This is a genomic window from Streptomyces sp. NPDC107581, from assembly GCF_055657175.1.
The window spans coordinates 26,575-51,038 of the sequence record NZ_JBVKBH010000004.1 but is presented as its reverse complement, the minus strand read 5'-3'; the positions used below and the strand labels follow the sequence as shown (position 1 = coordinate 51,038).

The 24,464-nt window shown below is 72.9% G+C and carries 24 protein-coding genes and 1 pseudogene; 10 read left to right on the top strand and 15 right to left on the bottom strand.

Translation table 11 applies throughout. The features are described from left to right. Positions 1–99 precede the first annotated feature (99 nt). Complete coding sequence (locus ACZ7P3_RS10180) at positions 100–855, bottom strand: ferredoxin reductase (RefSeq protein WP_472081037.1); 756 nt, start codon at positions 853–855, stop codon at positions 100–102. Between the two features lie 4 nt (positions 856–859). Then, a complete protein-coding gene (locus ACZ7P3_RS10175; RefSeq protein ID WP_472080418.1) occupies positions 860–1,465 on the bottom strand; it encodes a sulfite oxidase-like oxidoreductase in 606 nt (201 codons plus the stop codon). A 168-nt stretch (positions 1,466–1,633) separates the two neighbouring features. On the opposite strand from ACZ7P3_RS10175, the pseudogene ACZ7P3_RS10170 reads away from it, so the two are divergent. After that, a pseudogene (locus ACZ7P3_RS10170) lies at positions 1,634–1,954 on the top strand (quinone oxidoreductase family protein); the annotation flags it as partial. Positions 1,955–2,133: 179 nt separating this feature from the next. Further along, positions 2,134–2,811 (top strand): GNAT family N-acetyltransferase, encoded by a 678-nt coding sequence (locus ACZ7P3_RS10165; protein WP_472081036.1) that lies wholly within the window; start codon positions 2,134–2,136, stop codon positions 2,809–2,811. A gap of 95 nt (positions 2,812–2,906) precedes the next feature. On the opposite strand, the gene ACZ7P3_RS10160 is transcribed toward ACZ7P3_RS10165, so the two are convergent. Beyond that, the gene (locus tag ACZ7P3_RS10160) at positions 2,907–3,305 is read right to left on the bottom strand and encodes a MarR family winged helix-turn-helix transcriptional regulator (RefSeq protein ID WP_472081035.1); all 399 of its coding nucleotides are present in this window, start codon (positions 3,303–3,305) and stop codon (positions 2,907–2,909) included. 151 nt (positions 3,306–3,456) lie between these two features. Between ACZ7P3_RS10160 and ACZ7P3_RS10155 the strand changes: the two genes are divergently transcribed. Continuing rightward, a complete protein-coding gene (locus ACZ7P3_RS10155; RefSeq protein ID WP_472080416.1) occupies positions 3,457–4,569 on the top strand; it encodes a hypothetical protein in 1,113 nt (370 codons plus the stop codon). A 284-nt stretch (positions 4,570–4,853) separates the two neighbouring features. Here ACZ7P3_RS10155 and ACZ7P3_RS10150 read toward each other — a convergent pair whose 3' ends face one another. The 3 genes from ACZ7P3_RS10150 to ACZ7P3_RS10140 form a co-directional block, all read right to left on the bottom strand. Next, positions 4,854–6,005 (bottom strand): vWA domain-containing protein, encoded by a 1,152-nt coding sequence (locus ACZ7P3_RS10150; RefSeq protein ID WP_472081034.1) that lies wholly within the window; start codon positions 6,003–6,005, stop codon positions 4,854–4,856. 98 nt (positions 6,006–6,103) lie between these two features. Continuing rightward, entirely contained in the window at positions 6,104–7,387 is a 1,284-nt protein-coding gene (locus ACZ7P3_RS10145) for an AAA family ATPase (RefSeq protein WP_472080414.1), read from the bottom strand. 44 nt (positions 7,388–7,431) lie between these two features. Further along, positions 7,432–8,958 (bottom strand): hypothetical protein, encoded by a 1,527-nt coding sequence (locus ACZ7P3_RS10140; protein WP_472080413.1) that lies wholly within the window; start codon positions 8,956–8,958, stop codon positions 7,432–7,434. Between the two features lie 470 nt (positions 8,959–9,428). On the opposite strand from ACZ7P3_RS10140, the gene ACZ7P3_RS10135 reads away from it, so the two are divergent. After that, positions 9,429–10,235 carry a putative protein N(5)-glutamine methyltransferase gene (locus tag ACZ7P3_RS10135; protein ID WP_472080412.1) on the top strand — a complete coding sequence of 269 codons (807 nt, stop codon included), beginning with the start codon at positions 9,429–9,431 and terminating at the stop codon, positions 10,233–10,235. Positions 10,236–10,335: 100 nt separating this feature from the next. Here ACZ7P3_RS10135 and ACZ7P3_RS10130 read toward each other — a convergent pair whose 3' ends face one another. Beyond that, positions 10,336–12,414, bottom strand: a complete 2,079-nt coding sequence (locus tag ACZ7P3_RS10130; RefSeq protein ID WP_472080411.1) for a SpoIIE family protein phosphatase — start codon at positions 12,412–12,414, stop codon at positions 10,336–10,338. A gap of 322 nt (positions 12,415–12,736) precedes the next feature. Here ACZ7P3_RS10130 and ACZ7P3_RS10125 point away from each other — a divergent pair, with 322 nt between their 5' ends. Together ACZ7P3_RS10125 and ACZ7P3_RS10120 are read left to right on the top strand one after the other, a co-directional pair. Further along, positions 12,737–13,618: a hypothetical protein gene (locus tag ACZ7P3_RS10125; RefSeq protein ID WP_472080410.1), complete on the top strand. Its 882-nt coding sequence runs from the start codon at positions 12,737–12,739 to the stop codon at positions 13,616–13,618. A gap of 212 nt (positions 13,619–13,830) precedes the next feature. Then, on the top strand, positions 13,831–14,199 hold the full coding sequence (locus tag ACZ7P3_RS10120; RefSeq protein ID WP_472080409.1) for a hypothetical protein: 369 nt from the start codon (positions 13,831–13,833) through the stop codon (positions 14,197–14,199). Positions 14,200–14,211: 12 nt separating this feature from the next. Here ACZ7P3_RS10120 and ACZ7P3_RS10115 read toward each other — a convergent pair whose 3' ends face one another. After that, the gene (locus ACZ7P3_RS10115) at positions 14,212–14,631 is read right to left on the bottom strand and encodes a tautomerase family protein (RefSeq protein WP_472080408.1); all 420 of its coding nucleotides are present in this window, start codon (positions 14,629–14,631) and stop codon (positions 14,212–14,214) included. Positions 14,632–14,804: 173 nt separating this feature from the next. Between ACZ7P3_RS10115 and ACZ7P3_RS10110 the strand changes: the two genes are divergently transcribed. Together ACZ7P3_RS10110 and ACZ7P3_RS10105 are read left to right on the top strand one after the other, a co-directional pair. Further along, the gene (locus tag ACZ7P3_RS10110; RefSeq protein WP_472080407.1) at positions 14,805–16,820 is read left to right on the top strand and encodes an oxidoreductase; all 2,016 of its coding nucleotides are present in this window, start codon (positions 14,805–14,807) and stop codon (positions 16,818–16,820) included. Between the two features lie 30 nt (positions 16,821–16,850). Further along, positions 16,851–17,459: a PadR family transcriptional regulator gene (locus ACZ7P3_RS10105; RefSeq protein WP_472080406.1), complete on the top strand. Its 609-nt coding sequence runs from the start codon at positions 16,851–16,853 to the stop codon at positions 17,457–17,459. A 14-nt stretch (positions 17,460–17,473) separates the two neighbouring features. On the opposite strand, the gene ACZ7P3_RS10100 is transcribed toward ACZ7P3_RS10105, so the two are convergent. Both ACZ7P3_RS10100 and ACZ7P3_RS10095 read right to left on the bottom strand, forming a co-directional pair. Beyond that, positions 17,474–18,013 (bottom strand): hypothetical protein, encoded by a 540-nt coding sequence (locus ACZ7P3_RS10100; RefSeq protein ID WP_472080405.1) that lies wholly within the window; start codon positions 18,011–18,013, stop codon positions 17,474–17,476. Positions 18,014–18,206: 193 nt separating this feature from the next. After that, positions 18,207–19,187, bottom strand: a complete 981-nt coding sequence (locus ACZ7P3_RS10095; RefSeq protein WP_472080404.1) for a fibronectin type III domain-containing protein — start codon at positions 19,185–19,187, stop codon at positions 18,207–18,209. Between the two features lie 457 nt (positions 19,188–19,644). On the opposite strand from ACZ7P3_RS10095, the gene ACZ7P3_RS10090 reads away from it, so the two are divergent. Next, positions 19,645–20,376 carry a glycoside hydrolase family 75 protein gene (locus ACZ7P3_RS10090; RefSeq protein WP_472080403.1) on the top strand — a complete coding sequence of 244 codons (732 nt, stop codon included), beginning with the start codon at positions 19,645–19,647 and terminating at the stop codon, positions 20,374–20,376. 28 nt (positions 20,377–20,404) lie between these two features. Here the strand turns inward: ACZ7P3_RS10090 and ACZ7P3_RS10085 are convergent, their stop codons facing one another. The 4 genes from ACZ7P3_RS10085 to ACZ7P3_RS10070 all read right to left on the bottom strand — a co-directional run bounded on the left by ACZ7P3_RS10085 (position 20,405) and on the right by ACZ7P3_RS10070 (position 22,848). Beyond that, positions 20,405–20,815: a PTS sugar transporter subunit IIA domain-containing protein gene (locus tag ACZ7P3_RS10085; protein ID WP_472080402.1), complete on the bottom strand. Its 411-nt coding sequence runs from the start codon at positions 20,813–20,815 to the stop codon at positions 20,405–20,407. Beyond that, a complete protein-coding gene (dhaL, locus tag ACZ7P3_RS10080) occupies positions 20,808–21,419 on the bottom strand; it encodes a dihydroxyacetone kinase subunit DhaL (protein ID WP_472080401.1) in 612 nt (203 codons plus the stop codon). The genes ACZ7P3_RS10085 and dhaL overlap by 8 nt, the downstream gene beginning before the upstream one ends. Positions 21,420–21,465: 46 nt before the next feature. Then, on the bottom strand, positions 21,466–22,458 hold the full coding sequence (gene dhaK / locus ACZ7P3_RS10075) for a dihydroxyacetone kinase subunit DhaK (protein ID WP_472080400.1): 993 nt from the start codon (positions 22,456–22,458) through the stop codon (positions 21,466–21,468). Between the two features lie 255 nt (positions 22,459–22,713). After that, on the bottom strand, positions 22,714–22,848 hold the full coding sequence (locus tag ACZ7P3_RS10070; protein WP_472080399.1) for a hypothetical protein: 135 nt from the start codon (positions 22,846–22,848) through the stop codon (positions 22,714–22,716). A 264-nt stretch (positions 22,849–23,112) separates the two neighbouring features. Here ACZ7P3_RS10070 and ACZ7P3_RS10065 point away from each other — a divergent pair, with 264 nt between their 5' ends. After that, positions 23,113–23,646 (top strand): CbrC family protein, encoded by a 534-nt coding sequence (locus ACZ7P3_RS10065; protein WP_472080398.1) that lies wholly within the window; start codon positions 23,113–23,115, stop codon positions 23,644–23,646. A 323-nt stretch (positions 23,647–23,969) separates the two neighbouring features. Here ACZ7P3_RS10065 and ACZ7P3_RS10060 read toward each other — a convergent pair whose 3' ends face one another. Next, positions 23,970–24,443 (bottom strand): hypothetical protein, encoded by a 474-nt coding sequence (locus tag ACZ7P3_RS10060; protein ID WP_472080397.1) that lies wholly within the window; start codon positions 24,441–24,443, stop codon positions 23,970–23,972. Positions 24,444–24,464: the final 21 nt, after the last annotated feature.

Here is a 24,464-nt window from a genome sequence, read left to right as displayed (position 1 = left end):
ATGAGGTGTCGTCGTCCGGAGCCGGCCCGATGAGGTGCCGTTGTCCGGAATCGGCCCGATGAGGCCCCTGGAGCAAGCCGGCCCGATCCGCCGGAGGCCCTAGCCGAAGCGTTCGATGCGGATGCGTTCGACCGGCTGGCCCGCCTCGACCAGCAGGCGGGAGGCGTGCTCGGCGAAACCGTTCGAGCCGCACACATAGGCCTCCCAGCCCCCCGGAGGCTGCTCGGTCAGGAGCGGAGCCACCTGTGCGGCCGTCATACGGCCCACCGGTACGCCAGCGGGGGCGCTGCGCGTGAACACGGCCGTCGTCTCGGTGCCCAGCTCCTGCGCGTAGATCAGTTCCTGCGGGCTGCGCGCCGACACCAGCATCCGCAGCGGAACGGCGAGGCTCCGCGCCCGGTGGTGCCGCACCATCGACATCAGCGGTACGACCCCGGAACCGGCCCCGAGCAGCAGGGCGGGCCGGTCGCCCGGCCAGGCGAAGAAGCCGCTCAGCGGGCCGCGCACCTCGAACGTGTCACCGGGCCTGGCCACGGTGTGGAACCAGCCCGAGACCTCGCCGTCCGGCACATGGTCCAGGGTCAGCTCGATGTGGCCGGAGTCGTCCGGTGCGGACGCGATCGAGTAGTGGCGCTGCGCCACGTAGCCGTCCCGCGCGGTCAGCCGCAGCATCAGATGCTGACCGGGCAGGTGCCCCGCCCAGTCCGGCACCGCGAGGCGGAAGCTGGCCGCGTGCGGTGTCTCGCGCCGGATCCCGGTCAGCGTCGCCGTCTGCCACACCGCCGCCGCCTGCTCGCTGACGGCGATGCGCCCGGGCACGGCGAAGCGTGTCGCGGGAGTGAGGGGAGTAGTCACCGTCTCAGTCACCGGAGTACCGCTGCTCCTCCCAGGGATTGCCCCGTCCGTGGTAGCCGTTGCGCTCCCAGAAGCCCGGCTCGTCGTGGTCGAGGAGCGTGATGCCGGCGATCCACTTGGCGCTCTTCCAGAAGTACAGGTGCGGAACCAGCAGCCGCGCCGGGCCGCCGTGTTCGGGCGCGAGCGGCTTGCCGTCGTACTCCCAGGCGATCCAGGCCCGCCCGCCCGTGAGGTCGGCCAGCGGCAGGTTCGTGGTGTAGCCCGAGTGGGAGTAGGCCAGCGCGTGGGTGGCCGACGCATGGGGCCGCACCACATCGAAGAACGCGTCCAGCGAGACGCCGCCGAACCGCACCCCGAACTTGGACCAGCTGGTCACACAGTGGATGTCACCCCGGTACGACGAGCCGGGCAGGGCCCGCGCCGTGTCCCAGTCCCAGGTGCGCGGCCGCTCCACGAGTCCGTCGATGCGGAAGGACCAGTCTGCGGGTGTCAGGTCGGGGGTGACCTCGGCGGACAGGACCGGCCAGTCGTCCCCCGCGTCGTACTGCCCGGGCGGCAGCCCCGGGTTGTCGACGCGCGGGCGGCCCGTGAAGCCTCGCGTGACGTTCATACTTCAACCGTACGCTGCCGCCGTGGATGCTCCGTCCCAGGTCAGGACCTCGATCGTTACAGCCGTGCGAACTCCGGGCCGGACCGGGAATAGCCGTCCCGCGCTCCTCCTTGGCGCAGAGTGCCGGCCGGTGCGCCGGTGACCGCACGACGGAAGCGAGGGAAGAGAATGCCCAAGGCCTACGTCTTCACACGGTACGGCGGCCCCGAGACCGAGGCGCTGACCGAGGTGGAACGGCCGAGCCCGGGTCCCGGCCAGCTCCTGATCGCGGTCCGGGCGGCGGGGGTGAACCCGGTCGACTGGAAACTGCGGGACGGCTTCCGCCGTCCCGGCGAGAGCGGCGAGCGCGCCTTTCCCGCCGTCTTCGGCAGTGAGGCCGCCGGTGTCGTCGTGACGGCGGGCGAGGGTGTCACCGGGTTCGCCCCCGGTGACGAGGTGTTCGGCAACACTGTGGACGGCGGGTACGCCGAGTACGCCGTGATCGAGGTGGCCGCGTGAGCGACCTGACCCAGGTGGGCGGACGGACCACGGGCGGGAGCGGATCCACAACGGGAGCCCGGGTCCGTGCCGGGGGCGACGCCGCGGTCGAGGCCGCCGAGGGCCCGGGCGGGGCAGGCGGTCCGGCCGGTGCGGCACCGCACGTTCTCGACCATCCCGCCCTCGCCTCGCTGACCGGCCCGCACGCCCGCTTCGCCGAGCGGCGCGGCCGAGTGCTGCGCTACCCGGTGGACGTCTCCCCATGGCTGGGCCTGCCCGCCGAGCCGGACGGGGACGACTGGGCGGATCTCGCCCTGCTGGCGGGGCCCGGCTCCGAGGTGCCGCTGCCCGGCTTCCGCGGGCAGGTTCCGGACGGCTGGGAAGTGACCTTCCGCATCGAGGGTGTGCAGCTCGTGGACGACGGCCTCGCCGCGGCACCGGACGCCGAGGCGGTCCGCCTCGGCCCGGCGGACGTACCCGAGATGCTGGACCTGGTGGCGCGCACCCGGCCCGGCCCGTTCCTGCCGCGCACCATCGAACTCGGCGACTACCTGGGCATCCGCCGCGAAGGCGCCCTGGTCGCCATGGCGGGGGAGCGGTTGCACCCGCCGGGCTGGACCGAGATCAGCGCGGTCTGCACGGACCCGGCCTTCCGCGGCGAGGGCCTGGCCACCCGGCTGATCCTCGCAGTCGCGCACGGCATACGGGAGCGCGGCGAGACGCCGTTCCTGCACACCGGCGCCCAGAACACCAGCGCCATCCGGCTGTACGAGTCCCTGGGCTTCCGGCAGCGCATGCGCACGGCGTTCCTCGCGGCCCTGGCCCCCGCACACCTGACGGACGACCGGTCCGCCGCGGTGGCGCCGTGACCGGCCGCGGCTCGGGCGTGCCGGTGCGGTGGCCGGCCGTCGCCGTGGTGCCGTGAGTGGCCTCGGCCGGGCCTGCCGGTGCCGTGACCGGCGGATCAGCCGGACTCGGCGCCGGACGGCCCCGAGTTGTAGCGCTCCAGGTAGGCCGCGAAGCGGATCAGGTCCTCCTCCGGCCAGTGCGCGAGCCGCTCGCGGAAGGCGGCCCGGCGGCTGCGGGTGACCTGGGCGAGGATCTCCTGGCCGGCCTCGGTCAGGTGCAGCACATGGACCCGGTGGTCCTCGGGATCCAGCCGCCGTTCGATCAGCCCGGTCCGCTCCAGCGCCGCCACCTGGCGGCTCACCGTCGACTTGTCCAGGGCGTAGTGAGCGGCCAGGTCGGTCGCCCGGCAGCCGCCGCTCTCCTCCAGATGGCCGAGCAGGGTGTACGACACCAGCGACAGCTCCGGGTGCATGCGACCCGCCGAGGCGCGGGCCCGGCGGGCGAAGACCGTCATCTCGCGCTGGATCGCCTCCACGGCCGTTTCCGCCGCTGTCACGGGAGCACCTCCATGGGCTGCGTCACGGGAATACCTTCCCCGTCGTTCTAGTTGTATAGTACAACTTGAACGGAAAGTTGTATAAGCCAACTATTGGAGGTCGCCCACGATGAGGTCCCCGGCACTGCGCCATGTGCTCACGCACCTGATCACCCCGCTGCTGATGTGCCTGGGCATGGGGCTCGCGTACATGGGGGCCTTCGTGACCCCGGAGCCCAACCATCTGCCCGTGGCCGTAGTCGGCGACGGCCCCCGGGTGAAGGTGTTCGCCCAGACCGTCAAGGACACCGCCGGGGACAAGCTCGATGTCCGCACGGTCACCAGCCGCGCCGCCGCCGTGGACCTGCTGAAGTCGCGGGATGTGACCGGCGCCTATGTGCCGAGCGCCAAGGCGCCCGAGCTGCTGGTGGCCACCGCCGCGTCCGACATGGGCGCCACGGCCGCCGAGAAGGTCTTCACGCCGGTCGCCGCCAAGGAGGGCGCCCCGCTGAAGGTCACCGACGTGGCCGCGCCGGTCGCCGACGACCCCACCGGGCAGGGCCTGTTCTTCCTGCTGATCGCGGTCAGCATCGGTTCCTACGCCTCGGTCGCCGCCCTCGGTGCCGCCGGTGCCGCGCTCCCGATGCGGATACGGGCGCTGCTCGCGCTCGGTGTCTCCGCCGTGGTCGGCGCCATCGGCGCACTGCTCGCCGGGCCGGTGTTCCACCTCGCGCACCACGGACTCGCCAGCCTGTGGGGGATGGCGTGGCTGTACTCCGCGGGCATCCTCTTCATCGGCGTCGGCCTGCACACCTTCCTCAAGCGGTGGACCACGCTGACCATGATGGTGCTGTTCGTGATGCTGAACTTCACCAGCTCCGGCGGTCTGTTCCGGCCCGAGCTGCAGAACGGCTTCTTCGGCACCCTGCACGCCTTCTGGAACGGCGCCGGCTTCGTCGAGGGCATCCGCAGCCTGCTGTACTTCGGCGACGACGGCCTCGCGCGCAACGTGTGGACGCTCGTGGTCTGGCTGCTCGTCGGCCTCGCGGTGACCGCGGTCGCGGCCGCCTGGGAGCGGGCACGCGCCTCCCGCCCGGCGAGCGTTCTTCCCGAGCCCCTGCCGAGCGCGGAGCACGCCGGACGGGAGCCGGAGCACGAGCCCGAGCAGGCGGCCGGGACCGGGACCGAGGTCGAGGCCGAAGAAGAGGCCGAGGAAGAGATCGAGGAGGCGGTCGGCGTCTGAGGGAGCGGTCGTATCCGAGGGCCGCACCGGAAGACCGCACCGGAGGGAGCTGCCCAGGGGCCGTACCGGAAGGCCGCCCGGAGGGCGCTGCCCATGTGCCGCACCGGAAGTCCGGACCGGAAGACCGGACACGGTGAGCCGGTCGCCCGGAGCCGTGTCACCGCAGGAGGGAGTGCGCCGCCCGGCGACGGGCGGAGCCCCTCCCGCACGCGTACCGACCGGGCCGCGGACACCGTCTCCGGCCGCCCGCGTACGGGCCGGGCGCCTTGTCCCGGCCCGCCCCCTCATCCGCCTGCCGATCCGATCGTCACCACCCGCGCCCACTCGGGCGGTGCGCCCGGCCGGTGGCCGGGGGCGTCCTCACGCCAGGACGGGCCCGAGCGCTCCCGCGGGAAAAGGCCCACCACCGTACGGCACGCGGGTCGCGTGGCCGGCCAGGGGGTCTGACCGTCCGTCAGCACCACGACGACATCGGGCCCGGGCCGCGACCGCAGCGCCCGGGCGAAGCCCGTCCGCAGGTCCGTCCCCCCGCCGCCGACCAGCTCGATCCCCTCGGCCCGGCACAGCGGGTGAACCGACTGGGCGGCCGCGTCGCACGACACCACGGTGACCAGATCGCGCCGGCCCCCCACGGCACGGGAGATCGCGGCGACCTCCAGGAGCGCGCTGCCCAGCTCGGCGTCACTGACCGACCCGGAGGTGTCGACGACCACGCAGACCCGAGGGGGCCTGCGCCGCAGGCCCGGCAGGACCACGCCGGGCACCCCGGCCGAGCGGCGTGCCGGGCGGCCGTAGCTGTAGTCGTCGCCCGAGCCCGCACCGGAGGTCGCCGAGCGGAGCGCCGCACCCAGCAACTCCCGCCAGGGCTGCGGTGGATGGAACACCTCCTCGGCCCAGCGCCGCCACCCCGCGGGTGCGTTCCCGGGACGGCCGGTGATGCCCTGCGCCACCCGGAAGCGGACCGCGTCACGCTCCTGGTCGCTCAGGCCGTGCGCGCCGTCCGGTCCCAGCTCCCAGCCGCGGTCCAGACCGTCGGCTCCACTGCCACAGTCCAGCCAGGCCAGCCACTGCGTGATCGGCCCGAGCCGGAACCGCCTCAGGTAGTCCTCCATGAGGAGTCCCGTCGGGAGCCCCCACTGCTCCGGCTGGACCGCGCCTTCGGGCCGGACCAGCCCGTCGCCGTAGGCGTCGTCGTTGATCTCGAGGTCCGCGGCGATGTTCATCCGCAGCCGTTCCCCGAGGCCGGTCAGACCGCGTTCCCGGGCGACGCGGTCACTGCGCCCGTGATGGTCGCGCAGCAGGTGCGACACCTCGTGCACCCATACCGAGGCGAGGTCCTCCACGGGCGTGCGGTCCACGAAGGCCGGTGATACATAGCACCGCCAGTGCCGGTCGACGCCCATCGTCGGCACCTGCCGCGACTCCACGGGATGCAGCGCGAACAGCGCCGTCGCCAAGTAGGGCCGCGCCCGGGCCGCGTGCAGCCGGGCCGCGAACAGCTTGCCGAGGTCCAGCGTCCCCGGTTCGGCCCCCGTCATCGGCGTGCCCCGGCCGCGGTCCCGGCCGTGGTCCGGCGGGCTGCGTCGTCGGCGCGGCGGGACAGGGACACCGCACCGGCGAGCCGTTCGACCGCCGACGGCACGTCCCAGTCCTCACGGCGCAGCGAGGCCAGCGTGGTCGCGGGCACGACCACCACGTCCGGGGCCCCGGTCTCCATCGCGCGCACCAGCAGTGTCCACGCCGCGTCCCAGCGGGCCCGCTCCGGCCGCTTGCGGACCGCGTCCACCACGCCGTCCAGCGCCGCCTGCCGCAGGTCCCCGCGCTCGGGCAGGACGGCACCGTCCGGGTCGGCCAGCAGCGTCTCGGGGTCGGGGAGGTCCATCCGGTCCAGGTGCGCCAGCAGCTCAAGACCCGGTCCGTCCCCCACCGTTCCCCGCACCAGCAGGGCCAGCACGTCGCGGGAGGACCCGGCGGCGGTCGCGAAGGCGATCAGATGCAGGGTCATCTCCCAGCTGCGCGGCGACGGCCAGGCACCGCCCCGGCGGGTCTCGCCGCTGGGCAGCCGGTGCACGAGCGCCGGGCGCGCGGTGAGGAAGCCGCACACCGCGCGCCGCGCGAAGGCCACGGACTCGGGCAGTCTCTCGGGCGAGAGCCGGGGCAGGGTGGCCCGGGGCCAGGTCCCGCCCAGACCGCGTACGACGACATCGTGGTCGTGCGTCCACTGCAGGTGCACGAACCGGTTGGCCAGGGGAGGGCTCAGCTCCCAGCCGTCGGCGGCCGAGGACCGCGGGTTGGCGGCGGCCACGATCCGCACGCCGGACGGCAGCCGCAGCGTGCCGATCCTGCGTTCCAGCACGAGTCGGAGCAGCGCGGCCTGGACGGCCGGAGGCGCGGTGGACAGCTCGTCCAGGAACAGCAGCCCGCGGCCGGCCCGTACCAGCCGTACCGCCCAGTCCGGCGGCGCCATCGGGACCCCCTGTTCCGCGGGATCGTCTCCCACGACGGGCAGCCCCGAGAAGTCGGACGGCTCGTGCACGCTGGCGATCACGGTGGTCAGCGGCAGGTCCAGGGCGGTCGAGAGCTGGGTCAGAGCCGCCGTCTTGCCGATGCCGGGCTCACCCCACAGGAGTACCGGGAGGTCGGCGGCGACGGCCAGGGTCAGTGCCTCCAGCTGGGTGTCGGCGCGGGGTTCGGTCCGGGCCGTGCGCAACAGGGCCGACAGGTCGGCGGCGACGTCGAGTCGAGAGGCCCGAGAGGACGCCCGAGAGGAGGACCGAGAGGGAGAGGAGGACGTGGCGACGGGGGCGTGAGAAGACATATGTGGTCACCTAAGGGTGTGAAGTGGGTGGGGGAGAGGCGGGATCAGCGACGGAACGTCGCGTGGCGCGGGTGGTGCCGGTGGTGCCGGGTGGTGCGGCGGTCCGGATTCGGCTGGGCGCGGCCGGGGCCGATGAGACCGGCCCGGTAGAGCCCGTAGGTGATCCGGCGCTCCGCGGCCGTCTCCAGTGCGTCCCGCAGCGGGCCGTCCCGCAGCAGTGCCCCGGGACCCAGCAGCGCCTCGACGACGGCCAGCGCACCGGCGGTGTCGCCGTGGTCCAGGCGTTCGCGGACCCCGGTGAGGCAGTCCGGGCGCCGGTGCGCCTCGTCGATGGCCTGGAGGCACGGCAGCGGTGGCCCGCCGAGCGCGACCAGCAGTTCCTCGCGCCGGACCTCGTCCGGGCCGTGGTCCAGCGGGGCCAGTACGCCGTCGACGAGGCCGATGCGGTGCCGGACACCCCGGCACTCCACCGGGCGCGACTGTCCCGGCGGGCCGTCGAGGTCCGGCCGGGCGGACGGGATGTGACCCGGCACCAGGGCGGCGGCGACCAACGGGTGCAGCCGGCCGGGATCGAGCAGACCCGCACGGATCAGCTCCAGGTCGGGCAGGACCCAGGTCGCGGCGTCGGGCAGCACGGGGAGCGCGGAGCCGCCGTCCTGCGGGGGCCAGGCAGCGGCCCGCAGGGCCGGGTCCCGGCCGTCCGCGGCCCCGGTCAGTTCCAGGACGAGCCGGCGCCCGGCACCGCACCGCACGGCGAAGGCGCCGTACTCCCGTCCCTGAGAGCGCAGCAGGATCCCCGCCTCGGCCGCCCACCGGCCGACCGCACAGCCGAGCCCCGGCGGCACCAGGCCGTCCGGCTCCGGGCCCGCCGCGGCCCCTTGGGGACCGGGCGCTACGAGGCCGGGCGGCTGGGGGCCCGCCACGGTCAGGCCGGGACCCGGTGCTACGCGGTCTGCCGGCTCCCGGGCCGTCGGGGTCAGGCCGGGACCCGGCGCCACCAGGCCGGGCGGCACGAGGTCGGCGATGGGCCTATCGGCGCCGGCCCGTACCCGTAGCTCACCGGCCCGGTCCGCGTCCCACAGATGCCGGTGCAGGTCGAACCGGTACCGCAGGCTGGGCCGGGGGTGCGGATGCCGGGCGGTGCCCGAGCGGGATCCGTCCCACAGTGCGAGGGCGATCCGCTGGCCGGCGTCCGCCCAGGCCGGCGGGGTCCGGGCCACGAGGTGCACCGGGCGGGAGGCGGCCTGCCCCGGGTACCGGGCGAGCGTGAGGGTCAGGCCCGGGCGCAGCAGCCCGTCGGGCGCGATCCTCGGCATGTGCCAGCGCAGCAGGTCGGGAGCGAGACGGCTGAGGTCGGCACGGACCCGGGCCGCGAGGTCCCGGCCATGGGTGCGGGCGACGGAACGCAGATCGAGGTCGACGTCGACACCGGCGGCGGCGCAAGCCCCCGCCCAGTCCCCGGCACGGCGCCGGGCGGTCGCGGTCTCGATCATGGACGGCGGCACGGCGTACTCGCGCACGCGCAGCCACAAGGAAAGTCGGGATTCCCCGTACGCGGTCTGAGTGAGCATCAGCACTCACCTTGCGCGGACGGGACCTCCGATCTGTCAGCAGAATGAGTCGTCATCGCAGCGAGCGTAACCGGCACCGTCCGGGCCGCGCCAGGGAATTAAGACCGGGCGGCGCCGGGGAATTAAGACCGGGCGGCGCCGGGGAATCGATCCGGTCTGCGCCAGGGAATTGAGACCGGGCCGCGCTGGGGAATCGATCCGGTCTGCGCCAGGGAATTGAGACCGGGCCGCGCCGGGGAATTCGGGCGAACAAGGCGCGGACGGCGGCGGATCCGGGTGCTGGGGTAGGGTTGCTGCCTGGCCGCGCAAGGTTCGCGGCCGCACGCCGCCGAGGAGGTGAGACCCATCACCGCTGTGTCAGCCGGGGTGCTCTCTCCTTGTGACAGCTTGTTGTGACAGCGCGGAACACCGGCATCGGTGACCGCGAGAGCGCCCTTCGGTCCCAGGTACCCGAAAGGCTCTCGGCCTCCATGACCTCCCTGCCCTCCGTTCCCCCCTTGCCCCCGCTCGCTCCTTCCGCCGTCGTCTCCGCGCTGCGCGCCGCCGGGTGCGTCTTCGCCGAGGACGAGGCGGAGTTGCTCCTCGCCACCGCCCGCACCCCCGGCGAACTGGCCGCGATGATGGAGCGCCGCACCGCCGGACTCCCGCTGGAGCACGTCCTCGGCTGGGCCCGGTTCCACGGCCTGCGCATCGCCGTGGAGCCGGGTGTCTTCGTGCCCCGCCGCCGTACCGAGTTCCTGATCGACCAGGCCTTGGCCCAGGCCCCTGACGCACGGCTCGTCGTCGATCTGTGCTGCGGTTCCGGTGCGCTCGGCGCGGCCCTGGCCGCCGCGCTCGGCGCCGTCGAGGTGCACGCCGCCGACATCGACCCGGTCGCCGTGCACTGTGCCCGCCGCAACCTCGCCCCCTACGGTGGCCGGGCCCACGTGGGCGACCTGTTCGACGCCCTGCCCGCCGGACTGCGGGGCCGGGTCGGCATCCTCACCGCCAACGTGCCCTACGTCCCGAGTGCCGAGGTGGCGCTGCTCCCGGCGGAGGCCCGCGACCATGAGCCGCCGGCCGCCCTCGACGGCGGCGCGGACGGCCTGGACGTGCTGCGCCGGGTGGCCGCCGGGGCCCCCGAGTGGCTGGCGCCCGGCGGCTGCCTGCTGACCGAGATCGGCGAGCGCCAGGTCGACGCCGCCGTGCAGGCGTTCACCGATGCCGGTCTGACGACCCGTCCGGCGGTGTCGGAGGAGCTGTACGCGCATGTGCTGATCGGCGTGCGGGAGCGGTGAGTGAGCCCGGGCCGGGCCGGCCCGGGAAGCACCCCCGGTCATCGTGTACAGCGTCGCCGAGGTGGTTCTGCCGCATCCCTTCCTGCCGAGGAGACAGTGCTCAGGCCAGTTCCTGTGCCCGGGCGATGAGCAGGGCCACGTCGTCGTGGTTGTCGGGGTGGTGCAGCGTGCGCAGGAGGAGGTCGCAGGCCTCCTGCAGCGGGCGGGCGGGGTCGTCGAGCAGGGACAGCAGGAAGTCCAGGCGCTCGTCCAGCGCATGGCAGCGGGTCTCGACCAGCCCGTCGGTGTAGAAGACCAGCTCGTCCCCCGGCTCGAAGTCGACGGTGACGGTGGAGAATTCGACACCGCCGACGCCCAGCGGCACCCCGGTGGGCAGGTCGAGCAGCTCCGGCGGGCGGCCGGGGCGGACCCGGGCCGGCGGCAGATGGCCGGCGTTGGCGATCCGGCACTGGCGCAGATGCGGATCGTGGACGGCGTACACACAGGTGGCGATGGAGTGGTCCCAGGCCGAGGTCGTCTTGTCCAGGTGTTCCAGCAGCACCGCCGGATCCAGGTCGAGTGAGGCCAGCGTGGTGGTCGCGGTGCGCAGCCGGCCCATCGTGGCGGCGGCGCTGATACCGCTGCCCATCACGTCGCCGACCACGAGCGCCGTCTTGCCGCCGTCCAGCGGGATGACGTCGAACCAGTCGCCGCCGACCTCGCTGGTGGCGCCAGCCGGCTGGTAGCGGGAGGCCACCTCGAGGCCGGTCGTCAGCGGCGGATGGCTGGGCAGCAGGCTGCGCTGCAGGGTGAGGGCGGTGTTGCGGGCGTTCTGGTACCAGCGGGCGTTGTCGATCTGCACGGCCGCGCGGGCCGCCAGCTCCCGGGCCAGCAGGACGTCGTCCTCGTCGAACGGCGCCGGATTGCGGGTGCGCTTGAGGTCGAGGGCGCCGAGCACCTCACCCCGGGCGATCAGCGGCACCGCGAGATAGGAGTGCAGGCCCGCCCGGCCCAGCAGGACGGCCGCCTCGGGGGAACGGGCGATGCGCGGCAGGTCCTCGTCCTTGACCTGCGGCACCAGCACCGCCTCACCCGTGCGGACGCACTCGGTGACCAGCCGGTCGGGCGCGTACCGGGCGATCTGGCCGGGTGCGTCGGCGGCCCGTACGGCGTCCGACTCCTGTACGGCGCGCAGTGCCAGGGCCCGGATCACCGCGGGCTCCGACGGGCCGAGCGTACTGGGCCGGCCCTCCACGACCGCGTCCAGCAGGTCCACGGCGGCCACGTCGGCCAGCTCGGGCACGGCCACCTCGGCCAGCTCGAACGCGGTGCGCTCCAGCTCCAGCGTCGTACCGATCCGCGCGGAGGCGTCGGCGACGACCGCGAGCCGGCGCCGCGCGGCCTCCGCCTCGACGGAGGCCCGGTGCTGCTCGGTGATGTCGACCACCGAGACCGCCACGCCGAGCACATTGCCCATCGCGTCCTCGAGGCGGTACATGGACAGCGACAGGGTGCGGTCCTCGTCCGGATCGGCCGGGGTGCGGCCCACGACGTGATCGTCGACGAGCGGGGCGCCGGTGTCGAGGACCCGGCGGGCCGCGTCCTCGAGGGCGTCGGCGTCGAGCAGCGGCAGCACCTCGCGCACCGTGTGCCCCAGGTGCTCCCCGGCCGGGACGCCGTGGATCCGCTCCAGCGTCGGGTTGACGGTGACGAACCGCAGCCCGGTGTCCAGGACGGCGAGCCCGATCGGCGACTGCTGCACCATCCGCTCGGACAGGGCCACGTCCTGTTCCAGCCGCCGTACGGTCGACTGGTCGGCGGCGAGGCCCAGCGCGTACACGTCGCCCCGGTCGTCCATCAGCCGCATGTTGCGGAACTCCACCAGACGCGTGCCGCCGTCCTTGACCCGGACGGGGAACGCGCCGGCCCAGCTCTGACCGGTCCGCATCACATCGGCGAAGAGCTTGCCGACGAGGTGGACGTGCTGCTCGTGCACCATCAACCGGGCGGCGTACTGCCCCAGCGCCTCCCCCGCCGAGTAGCCGAACAGCTCCTCCGCCTGGGGGCTCCAGAGCACGATGCGGCCCTCGGAGTCCAGCACCACCGAGGCCACGCCCAGCACGTCGAGCAGCCCGCTCGGCCGCATCGGCCCGCGCGCGGGCTCGTCGCCCTCCGCCACCGGAGCCTCGGCTGCACTCATGCCACGAACCGCCTTCGCCCGTCCGAACGGCACGTCGTCCCCCGTGCCGACTCCCCTTGTTCTACCGCGCTCACACCCGACTTTCCGACGCCCGCGCCGTCCATCTCCACCATCTCTCAACACGGCGGCGGCCGTCCGCCGAAGCCATCACATGGCGCAGACACCCGCGGTGCCCGCTCTCGCCTGCGAAGACCGCCGGCCGTTCCCGGGGGCCGGGAGAATTCACGCTCATGTTGCTCCATTGGTCTGTTCATGACTACTCCCCGCGGGCCAGACTGTGCGCCGACCGAGTGCCCCCACCGCCCGTTCCGAGGAGTCGGCCATGCCCGCGCCCGCCCGGCAACGTTGTCACGCAGTCCTCACCGGACTCGTCACCCTGGCCACCGCCGCCGTCGTGTCCCTTGCCGCACCCGCCCCGGCCTCCGCCGCCGACAACTGGACCGAGGCCGGTTCCGACCGTGCCGACCCACTGACCGAGAGCCAGGGTCTGACCTCGGTGGAGGTCCCGGCGAACAGCCCCAACCGGTACACCGGCATCGGCACCATCCCGCTCAGCGTCTCCAGCCGCGGCTGGAACCACGTCGGCGACCCCGACGCCTCGTACAACGGCTACTACATCGAGCCCTACCAGCAGGACTCCGGCAACTCGAAGATGTTCCGCGTGCAGGCGCCGGGCGGCGCCTGGTCGGAGTACGTGCACACGCTGAGCCCCGGCGAGGCCCTGAACAACTCCTGGGACGCGATCTCGCCGGACGGCCAGTGGATGCTGGCGGGCGAGTGGGGCACCATGAACCGCCTGCTGGTCTTCCCGACCCCCGGCATCAACGCGAGCACCTCGCCCTCGGCGAACCTCCCGCAGGTCTCCGACGTCCGCCTGGACCACGCCGTGCGCGACGTCCAGGGCTGCGACTTCTCCGGCCCGACGACCCTACTGTGCTCCTCCGACGACCCGGACGGCTCTCTGTTCGGCATGACCAAGCCGCTGCTCCAGATCGACCTGTCGGCGGCCCCGAACGGCTCGGGCGACGTCTCCGGCCATGTCACGGCCCTGCGCCAGCTCCCGCTGCGCAGCTCCTGCTCGGGCACCTTCGAGGCGGAGGGCATCGACTACGACCGCCGGACCGGCATCCTGCGCGTGATCGTCGTGTCGCCGGGCTTCTGCGTCCTCACGGACAGCAAGACGTACAAGTTCACACGCGGCTGACGCCCTGCTGTCGGTTCATGCGCGGCTGGGGTCCGGCCGCCGGTTCGCGTGCGGCTGGGGTCCGGCCGTCGGTGCACGCGCGGCTGAGCCGTGGCCGGCTCCGGCGGCGCGACAGGTGGTGCGTTTGCCGAAAGTGGTGGTTTTCTTGGGAGGTGGCGCGGTGTGCGGGGAACCCGCGAGATCGCGCCACCGCCATGAGAGGAGCGATCACGATGGCCCGTGAGCGACTGCACGAGGAGCCCGTCTCCCTCGAGATCAGCGGATGCAGCAAGGAAGACGCCCGGATCGTGTTCGACGCGCTGTGCGAGTGCTTCGAGTCCGACCGGTCCGCCGAGGACGTGCCGCAGCAGCTCCACGAGACACGCCCGATGGTGTGGCTCGGCACCTTCGAAGTCACCGACGCCCACACCTGCCGGCCGCCCGCCCGGCTCGCGTCCACCGTCGAGGCGGACGCACAGGGCAGCTACTGGGCGATCAACCGGCTCCACATGACGCTGGACTCCCTCTTCGCCGTGCGCAACCTCTCCTCGGCCTCGGGAGACCAGGAGAGGGAACTGCACGTCCTGCTAGGCAGCCGGTGACACCCGGCCCCGCTACGCCGCCCCGGCCGCCTGCGCATCGCCGCCGTCGGCCGGGGCGTACTGCGCCTCGCCGTTGCCGAGCGACCAGTCCACCGACTCGTTCTCGGTGACGGTGACGAACACATTGCGCGGCTCGGTGCCCGCGTACGCGTGCGCCAGCTCGGCGATCCGCCGGTACAGCGCCCGCTTCCGGCCGGGCGTACGCCCCCGGCGCATCGTGATCGCCACATAGACGATCCCGTCGTCCCGGGGTACGCCGAGGTAGTCGCCGTACCGCAGGGTGCTGCCGGTGCCGTCGTGCCCCACCAGGACCTGGAAGCGGTCCGAGGGCGGAATGCCGAGCGTCTCCACCAGGGCGTCCTGTACGGCGCGGCCGAGGGCGTCGAGGCGGTCGCCGTCGGCGCCCAGTGCGTCGATGCGGACGAAAGGCATGCCGGATTCCCCCTGCGGAGCTGTCCTACGGTTCGCGATCAATGTACATACTAGTAGTTACAGAGCGAGTTACAGAGTGATCGGGCTCACCTCGATGGGGTTATGCAACTAGTTGCACAATGGGTCCGGGGTCCTCTACAACAGTGACGACCGCACTGCGCACGGAGGGCCCGATGAGCCGTTACCCGCACCTGATGTCCCCGCTCGACCTGGGTTTCACCACCCTGCCCAACCGCGTGCTCATGGGCTCCATGCACGTCGGCCTGGAAGAGGCCGAGCGCGGGTTCGAGCGCATGGCGGCGTTCTACGCGGCCCGGGCGCGCGGGGGAGTGGGGCTCATCGTCACCGGCGGCATCGCGCCCAATGACGAGGGCCGGCCCTACGAGGGCGGCGCCAGGCTGACCACCGAGGCGGAGGCCGAGCAGCACCGGGTCGTCACCGATGCCGTGCACCGCGAGGGCGGCCGGATCGCGATGCAGATCCTGCACTTCGGCCGGTACGCCTACCACAAGGACCTGGTCGCACCGAGTGCCCTGCAGGCCCCGATCAGCCCCTTCGCACCCCGCGAGCTGTCCGACGCCGATGTCGAGCGGACCATCGACGACTACGCCCGCGCCGCCCGCCTCGCCCGGCAGGCCGGCTACGACGGAGTCGAGATCATGGGCTCCGAGGGCTACCTGATCAACGAGTTCATCGCCGCGCAGACCAACCGGCGCGAGGACCGCTGGGGCGGCTCCTACGAGAACCGGATGCGCTTCCCGGTGGAGATCGTCCGGCGGGTGCGCGAGGCCGTCGGTGAGGACTTCATCATCGTCTACCGGCTCTCCATGCTGGACCTGGTCCCGGGCGGCTCCTCCCTGGCGGAGGTCGTCACCCTCGCCAAGGCCGTCGAGGCCGCCGGGGCGACGATCATCAACACCGGCATCGGCTGGCACGAGGCCCGTATCCCGACCATCGCCACCTCCGTGCCGCGCGGCGCCTACACGTGGGTCACCAGGAAGCTCATGGGCGAGGTGTCCGTGCCCCTGGTCACCACCAACCGCATCAACACCCCCGAGCTGGCCGAGCAGCTGCTCGCCGACGGGCACGCGGACATGGTGTCCATGGCCCGCCCGATGCTCGCCGACCCCGATTTCGTCGCCAAGGCCGCCGCCGGCAGGCCCGAGGCCATCAACACCTGCATCGGCTGCAACCAGGCCTGCCTCGACCACACCTTCAGCGGGCAGATCACCTCCTGCCTGGTCAACCCGCGCGCCTGCCACGAGACCGAGCTGGTGCTCTCCCCGACCCGGCTGAAGAAGCGCGTCGCGGTCGTCGGCGCCGGCCCGGCCGGCCTCGCCTGCGCGGTCTCCGCCGCCGAGCGCGGCCACGAGGTCACCCTGTTCGACGCCGCGGGCGAGATCGGCGGCCAGCTGAACGTGGCCCGCAAGGTCCCCGGCAAGCAGGAGTTCGACGAGACGCTGCGCTACTTCCGCCACCAGCTCGACGCGCACGGCGTGTCCGTACGCCTCGGCGCCTGGGTCACCTCCACGGACCTCACCGGCTACGACGAGGTCGTCGTCGCCACCGGTGTCACCCCGCGCACCCCGGACATCCCCGGGATCGACCACCCGAGCGTCCTGGGCTACCTCGACGTCCTGCGCGACGGCGCCCGGGTCGGCGACCGCGTGGCCGTCCTCGGCGCCGGCGGCATCGGCTTCGACGTCGCCGAGTACCTCACCGACGACGGCGACAAGGCGAACGAGGACCCGCAGGCGTACTTCCGGAACTGGGGCGTCGACATGGATTACACGGCGCCGGGCGGCCTCGCGGCCCCGCAGCGGCCCGCCCCGCCGCGCACGGTCCACCTGCTCCAGCGCAAGACCACCAAGGTCGGTGCCGGACTCGGCAAGACCACCGGCTGGATCCACCGCACCGAGCTGAAGCACCGCGGCGTGACCATGGTCCCCGGTGTGCGCTACGACCGGATCGACGACGCGGGGCTGCACATCACCGTCGGCGAGGAGAGCACGGTCCTGGAGGTCGACACCGTCGTGCTGTGCACCGGGCAGGAGCCCCGCCGCGACCTGTACGAGGAGCTGGTCGCCGCCGGGCACAGCGCCCACCTGATCGGCGGCGCCGATGTCGCGGCCGAGCTGGACGCCAAGCGGGCGATCAAGCAGGGCACCGAGCTGGCGGCGGCACTGTAGGGGCCGTGAACGCGTCCTTAGGATGAGTTCATGTCACTCCCGCACGCCATCCTCACCGCCCTGCTGGAGAAGCCGTCGTCGGGCCTGGAGCTGACCCGCCGGTTCGACAAGTCGATCGGCTACTTCTGGTCCGCGACGCACCAGCAGATCTACCGCGAGCTGGGCAGACTGGAGGCCGAGGGCCATATCCGCACCCTGCCGGCCCAGCAGCCGGCGCGCGGGCAGCGCAAGAGCTACGAGGTCCTGCCCGCGGGCCGCGCCGAACTCGCCCGCTGGACCGCCGCCGCGCAGGACCCCAAACCGCAGCGGGACGTCCTGCTGCTGCGGTTGCGCGCCGCGGCGGTGGTCGGCACGGCGGGGCTCGCGGCCGATCTGAGTCGCCATCTGGAGCTGCACCAGCGGCAGCTGGCCGAGTACGAGCAGATCGAGCGGCGCGACTTCCCGCCGGGCCGGGACGCCCCGCAGGACCGGATTCGCCATCTGGTCCTGCGGGCGGGCATCGACCTGGAGACCTTCTGGACCCAGTGGCTCACCCACGCCCTGAAGGAGTTCGCCGAGCTGCCCGACGAAGCACGGGAGCCGGGGCCGGAACCGGGAACGGAACCGGAACCGGAACCGGCGAACGGCACATCCGGCTGAGGTGCGTGGCCCGTTCAGAAGCGGTACGGCTTCGAGCGGCGGCGCAGGAACCAGGCGGTGGCGATGATGCCGGAGCCCACCAGCGCCGCGCCGATGCCCAGGGTGAGCGGGCCGTAGTCGCGGGTCGCACCGCCCTGACCGCCCATCACACCTCGTGAGGGCGCGGACTTGGACGTCGAGGAGGTCGTGGGCACGGAGGGCGCGGAGACGATGACGGACTGGGAGCCTGCGGTGGAGCCGTTGGAGCAGACCACGACGACCGTGTACGTCCCCGGGCTCACTCCCGACCAGGCCGCGGACTGGCTGATGGTCGTGCCCGCCAGGGCCGTCTGCCGGCCCTGGGCGAAGTTCGCCTGGCGGCTGCTGAGCAGCGAGGCGTTGCCCCAGCTGCCGTTGTTCAGCGTGCACGAGCTGGTGACGACCGAGACCGTGGACCCGGTGGTGCTCACGGAGATCCCCGAGGCCGCAGCAGACGGTCCGGCGAGTGAGGCCGGGAGTGCGGCGGCGGCCGCCAGGGTCAGGCCGGAGCGGAGGAGAAGTCGGGAGTTTCGCATTGGCTGCCCTCCGGCGGCACGGTTGGCGGTACGTCCCATGCGCCGCCGAGGGTCGGGAAACGTCCGTGCTGCCTCAAGGGAAGCAAAGACGGCCCCGGCCCGCGCCGCACGCGGAGCGCGCCCGGCCAGGTGACGGACTGCTCCGTCCGGTGCGGGCCTGCCCGCCTCGGGGGCCGTTGCCCCGATGCCGTCCTCAGCCGGCCGTACCGGTGGTAACGGTCCGCTCCGCCGAGAACCCGCCCCAGGTGCCGTCCGGCAGCCGCGCCCGCAGCCGCACCCGGTGTTCGGCGCCCGCGTCCCGCCCGGCGTAGAAGCTGTAGCGGGCCCGGCCGCGCGGCGGGTCACCGCCCCACACCAGGGAGGTGGCCGCGGCGCCGTCCAGCTGGATCTGGTACTCCGTGATCACGCCGTCCACGCGCGGTGGATCCCAGGCCAGATCGAGGTAGTAGGCCCCGGCCGAGCGGTGGGCCGTCGCGGTGAAGCCGGTCGGCGCGGTGTCCCGGCCGTCGTCCGAGCCCGCAGTGGTGAGGCGGACGGGCGCGCTCGCGGGCGACAGGTTGTCGGCCGCGTCCCGGGCCCGCACGGTGAAGACGTACCGGCTGCCCGGGCGCAGCCCGGTGAGCACGGTCGCGGTCTGGTTCCCGCCGACGCTGTGGATCTTCGTGCCGCCCTGGTAGACGTCGTACGACATCACGCCCCGGTCGTCCCGGGAGGCGGTCCAGGACAGCTGGACCGCCCGGCTGCCGATCGCCCGCCCGGCCGGCCGCTGCGGGCGGGTCGGGGCCGAGCGGTCGGCCGCCACCACGGCGGGCGTCCGCGCCCGCACCCCGCGGCTCGGCGGCCCGAGGCGGCCGTCCGCGTCGCGGGCCCGCACGGTGAAGACGTACACGGTGGACGGCCTGAGCCTGACGACGTCCACCATGTGCTGCGAGCCGGGCACTTGCGTGACTTTCGTGGCGCCGCGATACACCTCGTAGGTGCGGACCCCGGGGCCGTCCGGGACCGTGTTCCACATCACGTGCACGCTGGTGGCGCTGCCGGCCGCCGCGGTGACGCCCGTCGGGGCCCCGGGCGCGCGGCCGTCGTCGCCGTCGGCCGCACCGCTCCAGGAGCAGGACGCGACCAGCATCAGCGCTGCGCAGACCGGCACGGGCGATAGGGGAACACGTCGCACGGCGCTGCCTCCCGGGGGACGGCATCACAGCAAAGGTCCGGACCAATATGCCCGGCCGGTGCTGCCGTAGCAAGGGGGCCGTATGGGTGGCGCGGGCGGAGCGTTACGTATGCTGAAGTCTCCCTGTGGCTGAACTCCCCGGGAAAGCACAGGAGTTCATGCCCGAGAGGCGCGGAAACGCTGTCGTCGCCGGACCCGCGCCGGTACGGGTGGCCGGGGGGCCTGGGTCGGCACCGGCTCGGACCTCCCGGCCCCTGTTGTCTTCTCTTGGGGCGTCAGGTGACCCCTCGCGGAGCGTCAGGTCTTCTACTCGCGGGATTCTCGCGGGATGCCGGATCTCTTCTCATAGGGCGTCAGGACGATGCTCCATCCGGCCCCATAGGGGTGGCCGTACTCGCACGCCCGTACCAGATTGGGCATGGTGTCCGGAATGTCCCCGAGGAGAGGGTCCCCCAGAGTGCGTGTCCAGTCGCTGACGCTGGCCGCGGCCAGTGCCGCCCTGCTCGCCCCGACCACGCTTCCGGCCGCCGCCGTCCCGCCCCGCGAAAGGCCCGTCGCCCGCGACAAGGGCGCCGTGACCGCCGCCCCCGTCGCCCGCGACAAGGGCGCCGTGACCGCCGCCGACCTGCTGGACCGGGTGCGCACCTGCACCCGGATCTCCCGGGGCCGGTACCGCACCGACGACGACGCTGCCGCGACCGTCCCCGTCTGCGGCACCCGCGGGGCGGTGTTCTGGAAGGCGGATCTGGACGTCGACTGCGACGGACGGCCCACCGCCCGCTGCAACCGCCGTACCGACCCGTTCTTCACGGCCGCCACCGCCTACCAGCAGTCCGACGGCCGTCGCCTGAACGCCGCGTCCCTGCCCTACATCGTGCTCCCGGCGCCGAGCGGCATCTGGAACCCCCGGGCCCAGGGCATCGACGGCGGCTCCGTGGCGGCCGTGATCTACAAGGGCCGGGTGCAGTACGCGGTCGTCGGCGACACCGGCCCCCGCGATCTCATCGGCGAGGCCTCCTACGCCACCGCCCACGGCCTCGGCATCCGCTGCGACCCGCGCCGTGGCGGAGCGGCGTCCGGAGTCACGTACATCGTCTTCAAGAACTCGCGGATCACGCCCATCGAGAACCGCCGGGCCGCGCTGGCTGAGGGGAAGCGGCTGGCCCGGCTGTTCGCACGGCACCGATGAGACCTCCCCCCGCCGCGCGACCGTGGCCTCACGCCTTCCGGTAGCTGTACGCCTCCGTGGCCGCCGCCACCACCGCGTCCAGATCCGCACCCGTGACCGCCGTGACGACCGCGGCCACCGCACCCTCGACGAACGGCGCGTCCACCAGCCGCGCGCCGTCCGGAAGTTCGTCACCCTCGGCGAGCAACGCCTTCACGGTGAGCACCGCGCTGCCGAGGTCTGTGAGCAGCGCCACCCCGGCACCCCGGTCCACGGATGCCGCCGCCGCGGAGATCAGCTCGGCGCTGGTGCCGAGGCCGCCGCCCTCGGTGCCGCCCGCCGGGGCGACCGGCACCGCCGTGGCCCCGCCCGCCAGCCCCTTCGCCAGCACGGCCACGGAGGCCGCCACCTCGGCGCTGTGCGACACCAGCACGATCCCGACCAGCTTCTCGTCACTCACCGCCGGCTCCCGCGGCCGCTTCTTCGAGTCCGGCGACCAGCAGGGCCGAGGACGTGGCCCCCGGATCCTGATGGCCGATGCTGCGCTCGCCGAGGTAGCTGGCCCGGCCCTTGCGCGCCTGCAAGGGGGTGGTGGCCACCGCACCCTCCTCGGCGGCAGCGCGCGCCGCGGCGAAGCCGTCGGCGAGCGCGTCCACGGCCGGAAGCAGGGCGTCGACCATGGTCTTGTCGCCCGGTGCCGCCCCGCCCAGCTGCATCACCCCGTCCACGCCCGCCCGCAACGCCTCGGCCAGCTGCTTCTCGCTGACCTCGGGCGCATCCCCGAGCGCCTTGCCGGCCCGGCGCAGCAGTGTGCCGTACAGCGGCCCGGACGCCCCGCCGACCGTCGAGATCAGCAGGCGTCCGGCCAGAGTCAGCACACCTCCCGGCGTGTCGGGTGCCTCGGCTTCCAGAGCCGTCGCGACGGCGGCGAAGCCGCGCTGCATATTGCTGCCGTGGTCGGCGTCCCCGATGGCCGAGTCGAGGGCGGTGAGCCGCTCCGCCTCCCGGTCCAGCGAAGCGGCGGCCGTCGTCATCCAACGGCGGAAGAATTCGGCGTCGAGCACTGGATCTCCTGGTGTGTGAGGGGTGTTGGACGCGTCCTTCGCCGTATCACATCCCCCAGCGCAGCGCCGGGGTCTTCACCGGCGCATCCCACAGCCGCAGCAGTTCCTCGTCCACCTGGCACAGCGTGACCGACGCGCCGGCCATGTCGAGGGAGGTGACGTAGTTGCCGACGAGGGTGCGGGCCACGGCCACGCCGCGCTCGGCGAGCACCCGCTGCACCTCGGCGTTGAAGCCGTACAGTTCCAGCAGCGGAGTGGCGCCCATGCCGTTGACCAGGACGAGCACGGGGTTGCGCGGCGGCAGGTCCTCCAGGATGGCGTGCACCGCGAAGTCGGCGATCTCCCCGGACGTCATCATGGCGCGCCGCTCCCGGCCCGGCTCGCCGTGGATGCCGATGCCCAACTCCAGCTCGCCGGCGGGCAGATCGAAGGTCGGGGTGCCCTTGGCCGGGGTGGTGACGGCGGTGAGGGCGACACCGAAGCTGCGGGCGTTCTCGTTCACCTGGCGCCCGACGGCCTCCACCCGCTCCAGAGGCTGGCCCTCCGCCGCGGCCGCCCCCGCGATCTTCTCCACGAACAGGGTCGCGCCGGTGCCGCGGCGCCCGGCCGTGTACAGGCTGTCGGTGACCGCCACATCGTCGTTGACGAGCACCTTCGCGACCTGGATGCCCTCGTCCTCGGCGAGTTCGGCGGCCATGTCGAAGTTGAGCACGTCACCGGTGTAGTTCTTCACGACGAACAGCACGCCGGCCCCGCTGTCGACCGCGGCGGCCGCTCGCGCCATCTGGTCCGGCACGGGCGAGGTGAACACCTCCCCGGGACAGGCCGCCGAGAGCATCCCCGGACCGACGAATCCGCCGTGCAGCGGCTCGTGCCCCGACCCGCCACCCGAGACGAGCGCAACCTGCCCGGCCACGGGTGCGTCCCGACGCACGATCACCCGGTTCTCCACGTCCACGGCCAGCTCCGGATGGGCGGCCGCCATGCCCCGCAGCGCATCCGCCACCACGGTCTCCGGGACGTTGATCAGCATCTTCATGGGTGTCTCCTCGGGAGCTTAGCACTTGGGCCCAGGACCCGCTTCTTCGCAGGTCACCGGCATGAAGGACGGTATTTGATCTTGGCGGTTCGGCGGGGTCGGAGGTGGGTCGTGGCGGGTCTGGTGCTGACACGAAGCCGGCGTCGCTGACGGGGCATCAGTTACCGGCGGCCACCTCGTCGGAAGCAGTCGCCCGTCCCGTCTACTGGAAGTATCGACCTTGCGGCAGCGAAGGTCACCTGCGACCGCGCGCGTTCACACCTCGTAGCGGCCGGTCGACCGAAGGTACGCGCTGCTGCTGTGCGGCAGGACCGCCATGAGGTGCAACGTCGGGCGCGGCGGGACGCTGGTCATCAGCCGGTCGCGCGGATCGGTGGCGACGGTGTGCATCCTTACCGCGAGGCATGTGACTCGGAGGGCACCCGACCGACGTGCACGCCGCCGTGGGTGAGGTGTGCGTTTCGATCCGTCAGGTCGGTTCGGATCGATCAGGTGTCGCTCGCCTCCTTTGATCTCCTGCCGGCACAGGTTCCCTGACCGGCCCGGCAGGGGTCCGAGATCGGGATCGCCGGTTGATCACGGACCTCCTTGCGGACAGACTGGCCCCATGGGATCGGCAGACATGGCCGCCGCAGCGCGGATCGGGAGGCAATGATGAGTGCCGGCCTGCCTTTCTTCCGCTATCACCCGGACCCTCTGGCGAGCGGGTCCATCCGCGCGGCCGCCGACACGTGCGCCTGCTGCGAGCGCAGCACGGGCTGGATCTACACGGCGACCTTCTACACCGCGCAGGAGGTCGGCGGACGCTTCTGCCCATGGTGCATCGCCGACGGGAGCGCGGCCGAACGCTTCGCGGGTGAATTCAGCGACTCCTACGGGCTTGACGGTGTCGGCGAGGACGTCGTGCACGAGGTCACCCGCCGCACTCCCGGCTTCCACGCCTGGCAGGATCCGCACTGGCTCGTCCACTGCCAGGACGCGGCCGCCTTCTTGGGCGAAGTCGGGTCCACCGAGTTGGCGTCGCATCCCGAAGCCCTCGACCGGCTGCGGGCCGACCTGCGCATGGGCGGCTGGCACGACGAAAGCGGGCTCGAGCACTTCCTGACCCACTTGGGTGAGGGGGCGACCGCCATGCTCTTCCGCTGCGTCGTCTGCGGCACCCACCTCGCCTACGCCGACGCGTCCTGAGGATCGTCCCTCCCGGCGAGTCCGCGTCCCGTCAAGTCCCCTTCTTTCCCAGAGCTCGCACGTTCACGGAACCGCTCGGAGCGATCAGGGGTGGCGCCGAGGTAAACCCTGAAGCCGCCAGAACTCAATCTTGATCCCGGTCCGAGGGGGACCGTCACCCATTCGGCTGTAGATCGTTGGCGGTGATACTGACTGATTCTGGGCCTGGCACGGGACTTTGACCTCGAGCGAACGCATCGAAAGACTCCTGGCCGACCTCAGCCAGCCGGTCAACGCGGAAGCGGAGGAGAACGGCTCCAGTGCGTGATCACCCCACGTCGGAGCTACCGGAGCGGTCCTCGCTCGTCAACGTGGACAGTGGGCTCCGACAAGAACACGTCGGCATCCACCGGGCCGCAGGCGATGTTGAAGGTGTCCAGCCAGTACGACCAGTCCCGCACACCCGCCGCGCTGCTGAAACGGTAGTTGAGCTGCCAGCGGACCCACTGGCCGGAGGCAAGGCGCACGGCTGGGGGCCGTCGCGGCCTAGGAGGTATGGCGAACAGAGACTGCACTCGGGGAAGGACGCGCAACCGGCCGTCGGTTTCGCGAAGTTGGACGTCGACCTTGCGCAGGTCTTCCTCGGCGCCGTGGGGCTCGAAGCCGTCTCGCTCATGCAAGCGCACCACGTGGGCAAACGAGGGCGGCAGATACGGGACAGTGAAGGCGACCGGGGCCGCGTTCCTACGGGCTGCGGCCTCTCCTCCGCGGGACTGCTTCGTCCAGGACGTCCGTATCCACTGGACGGTGATTTCCACGGCCTCCACCCCTGCCACTCC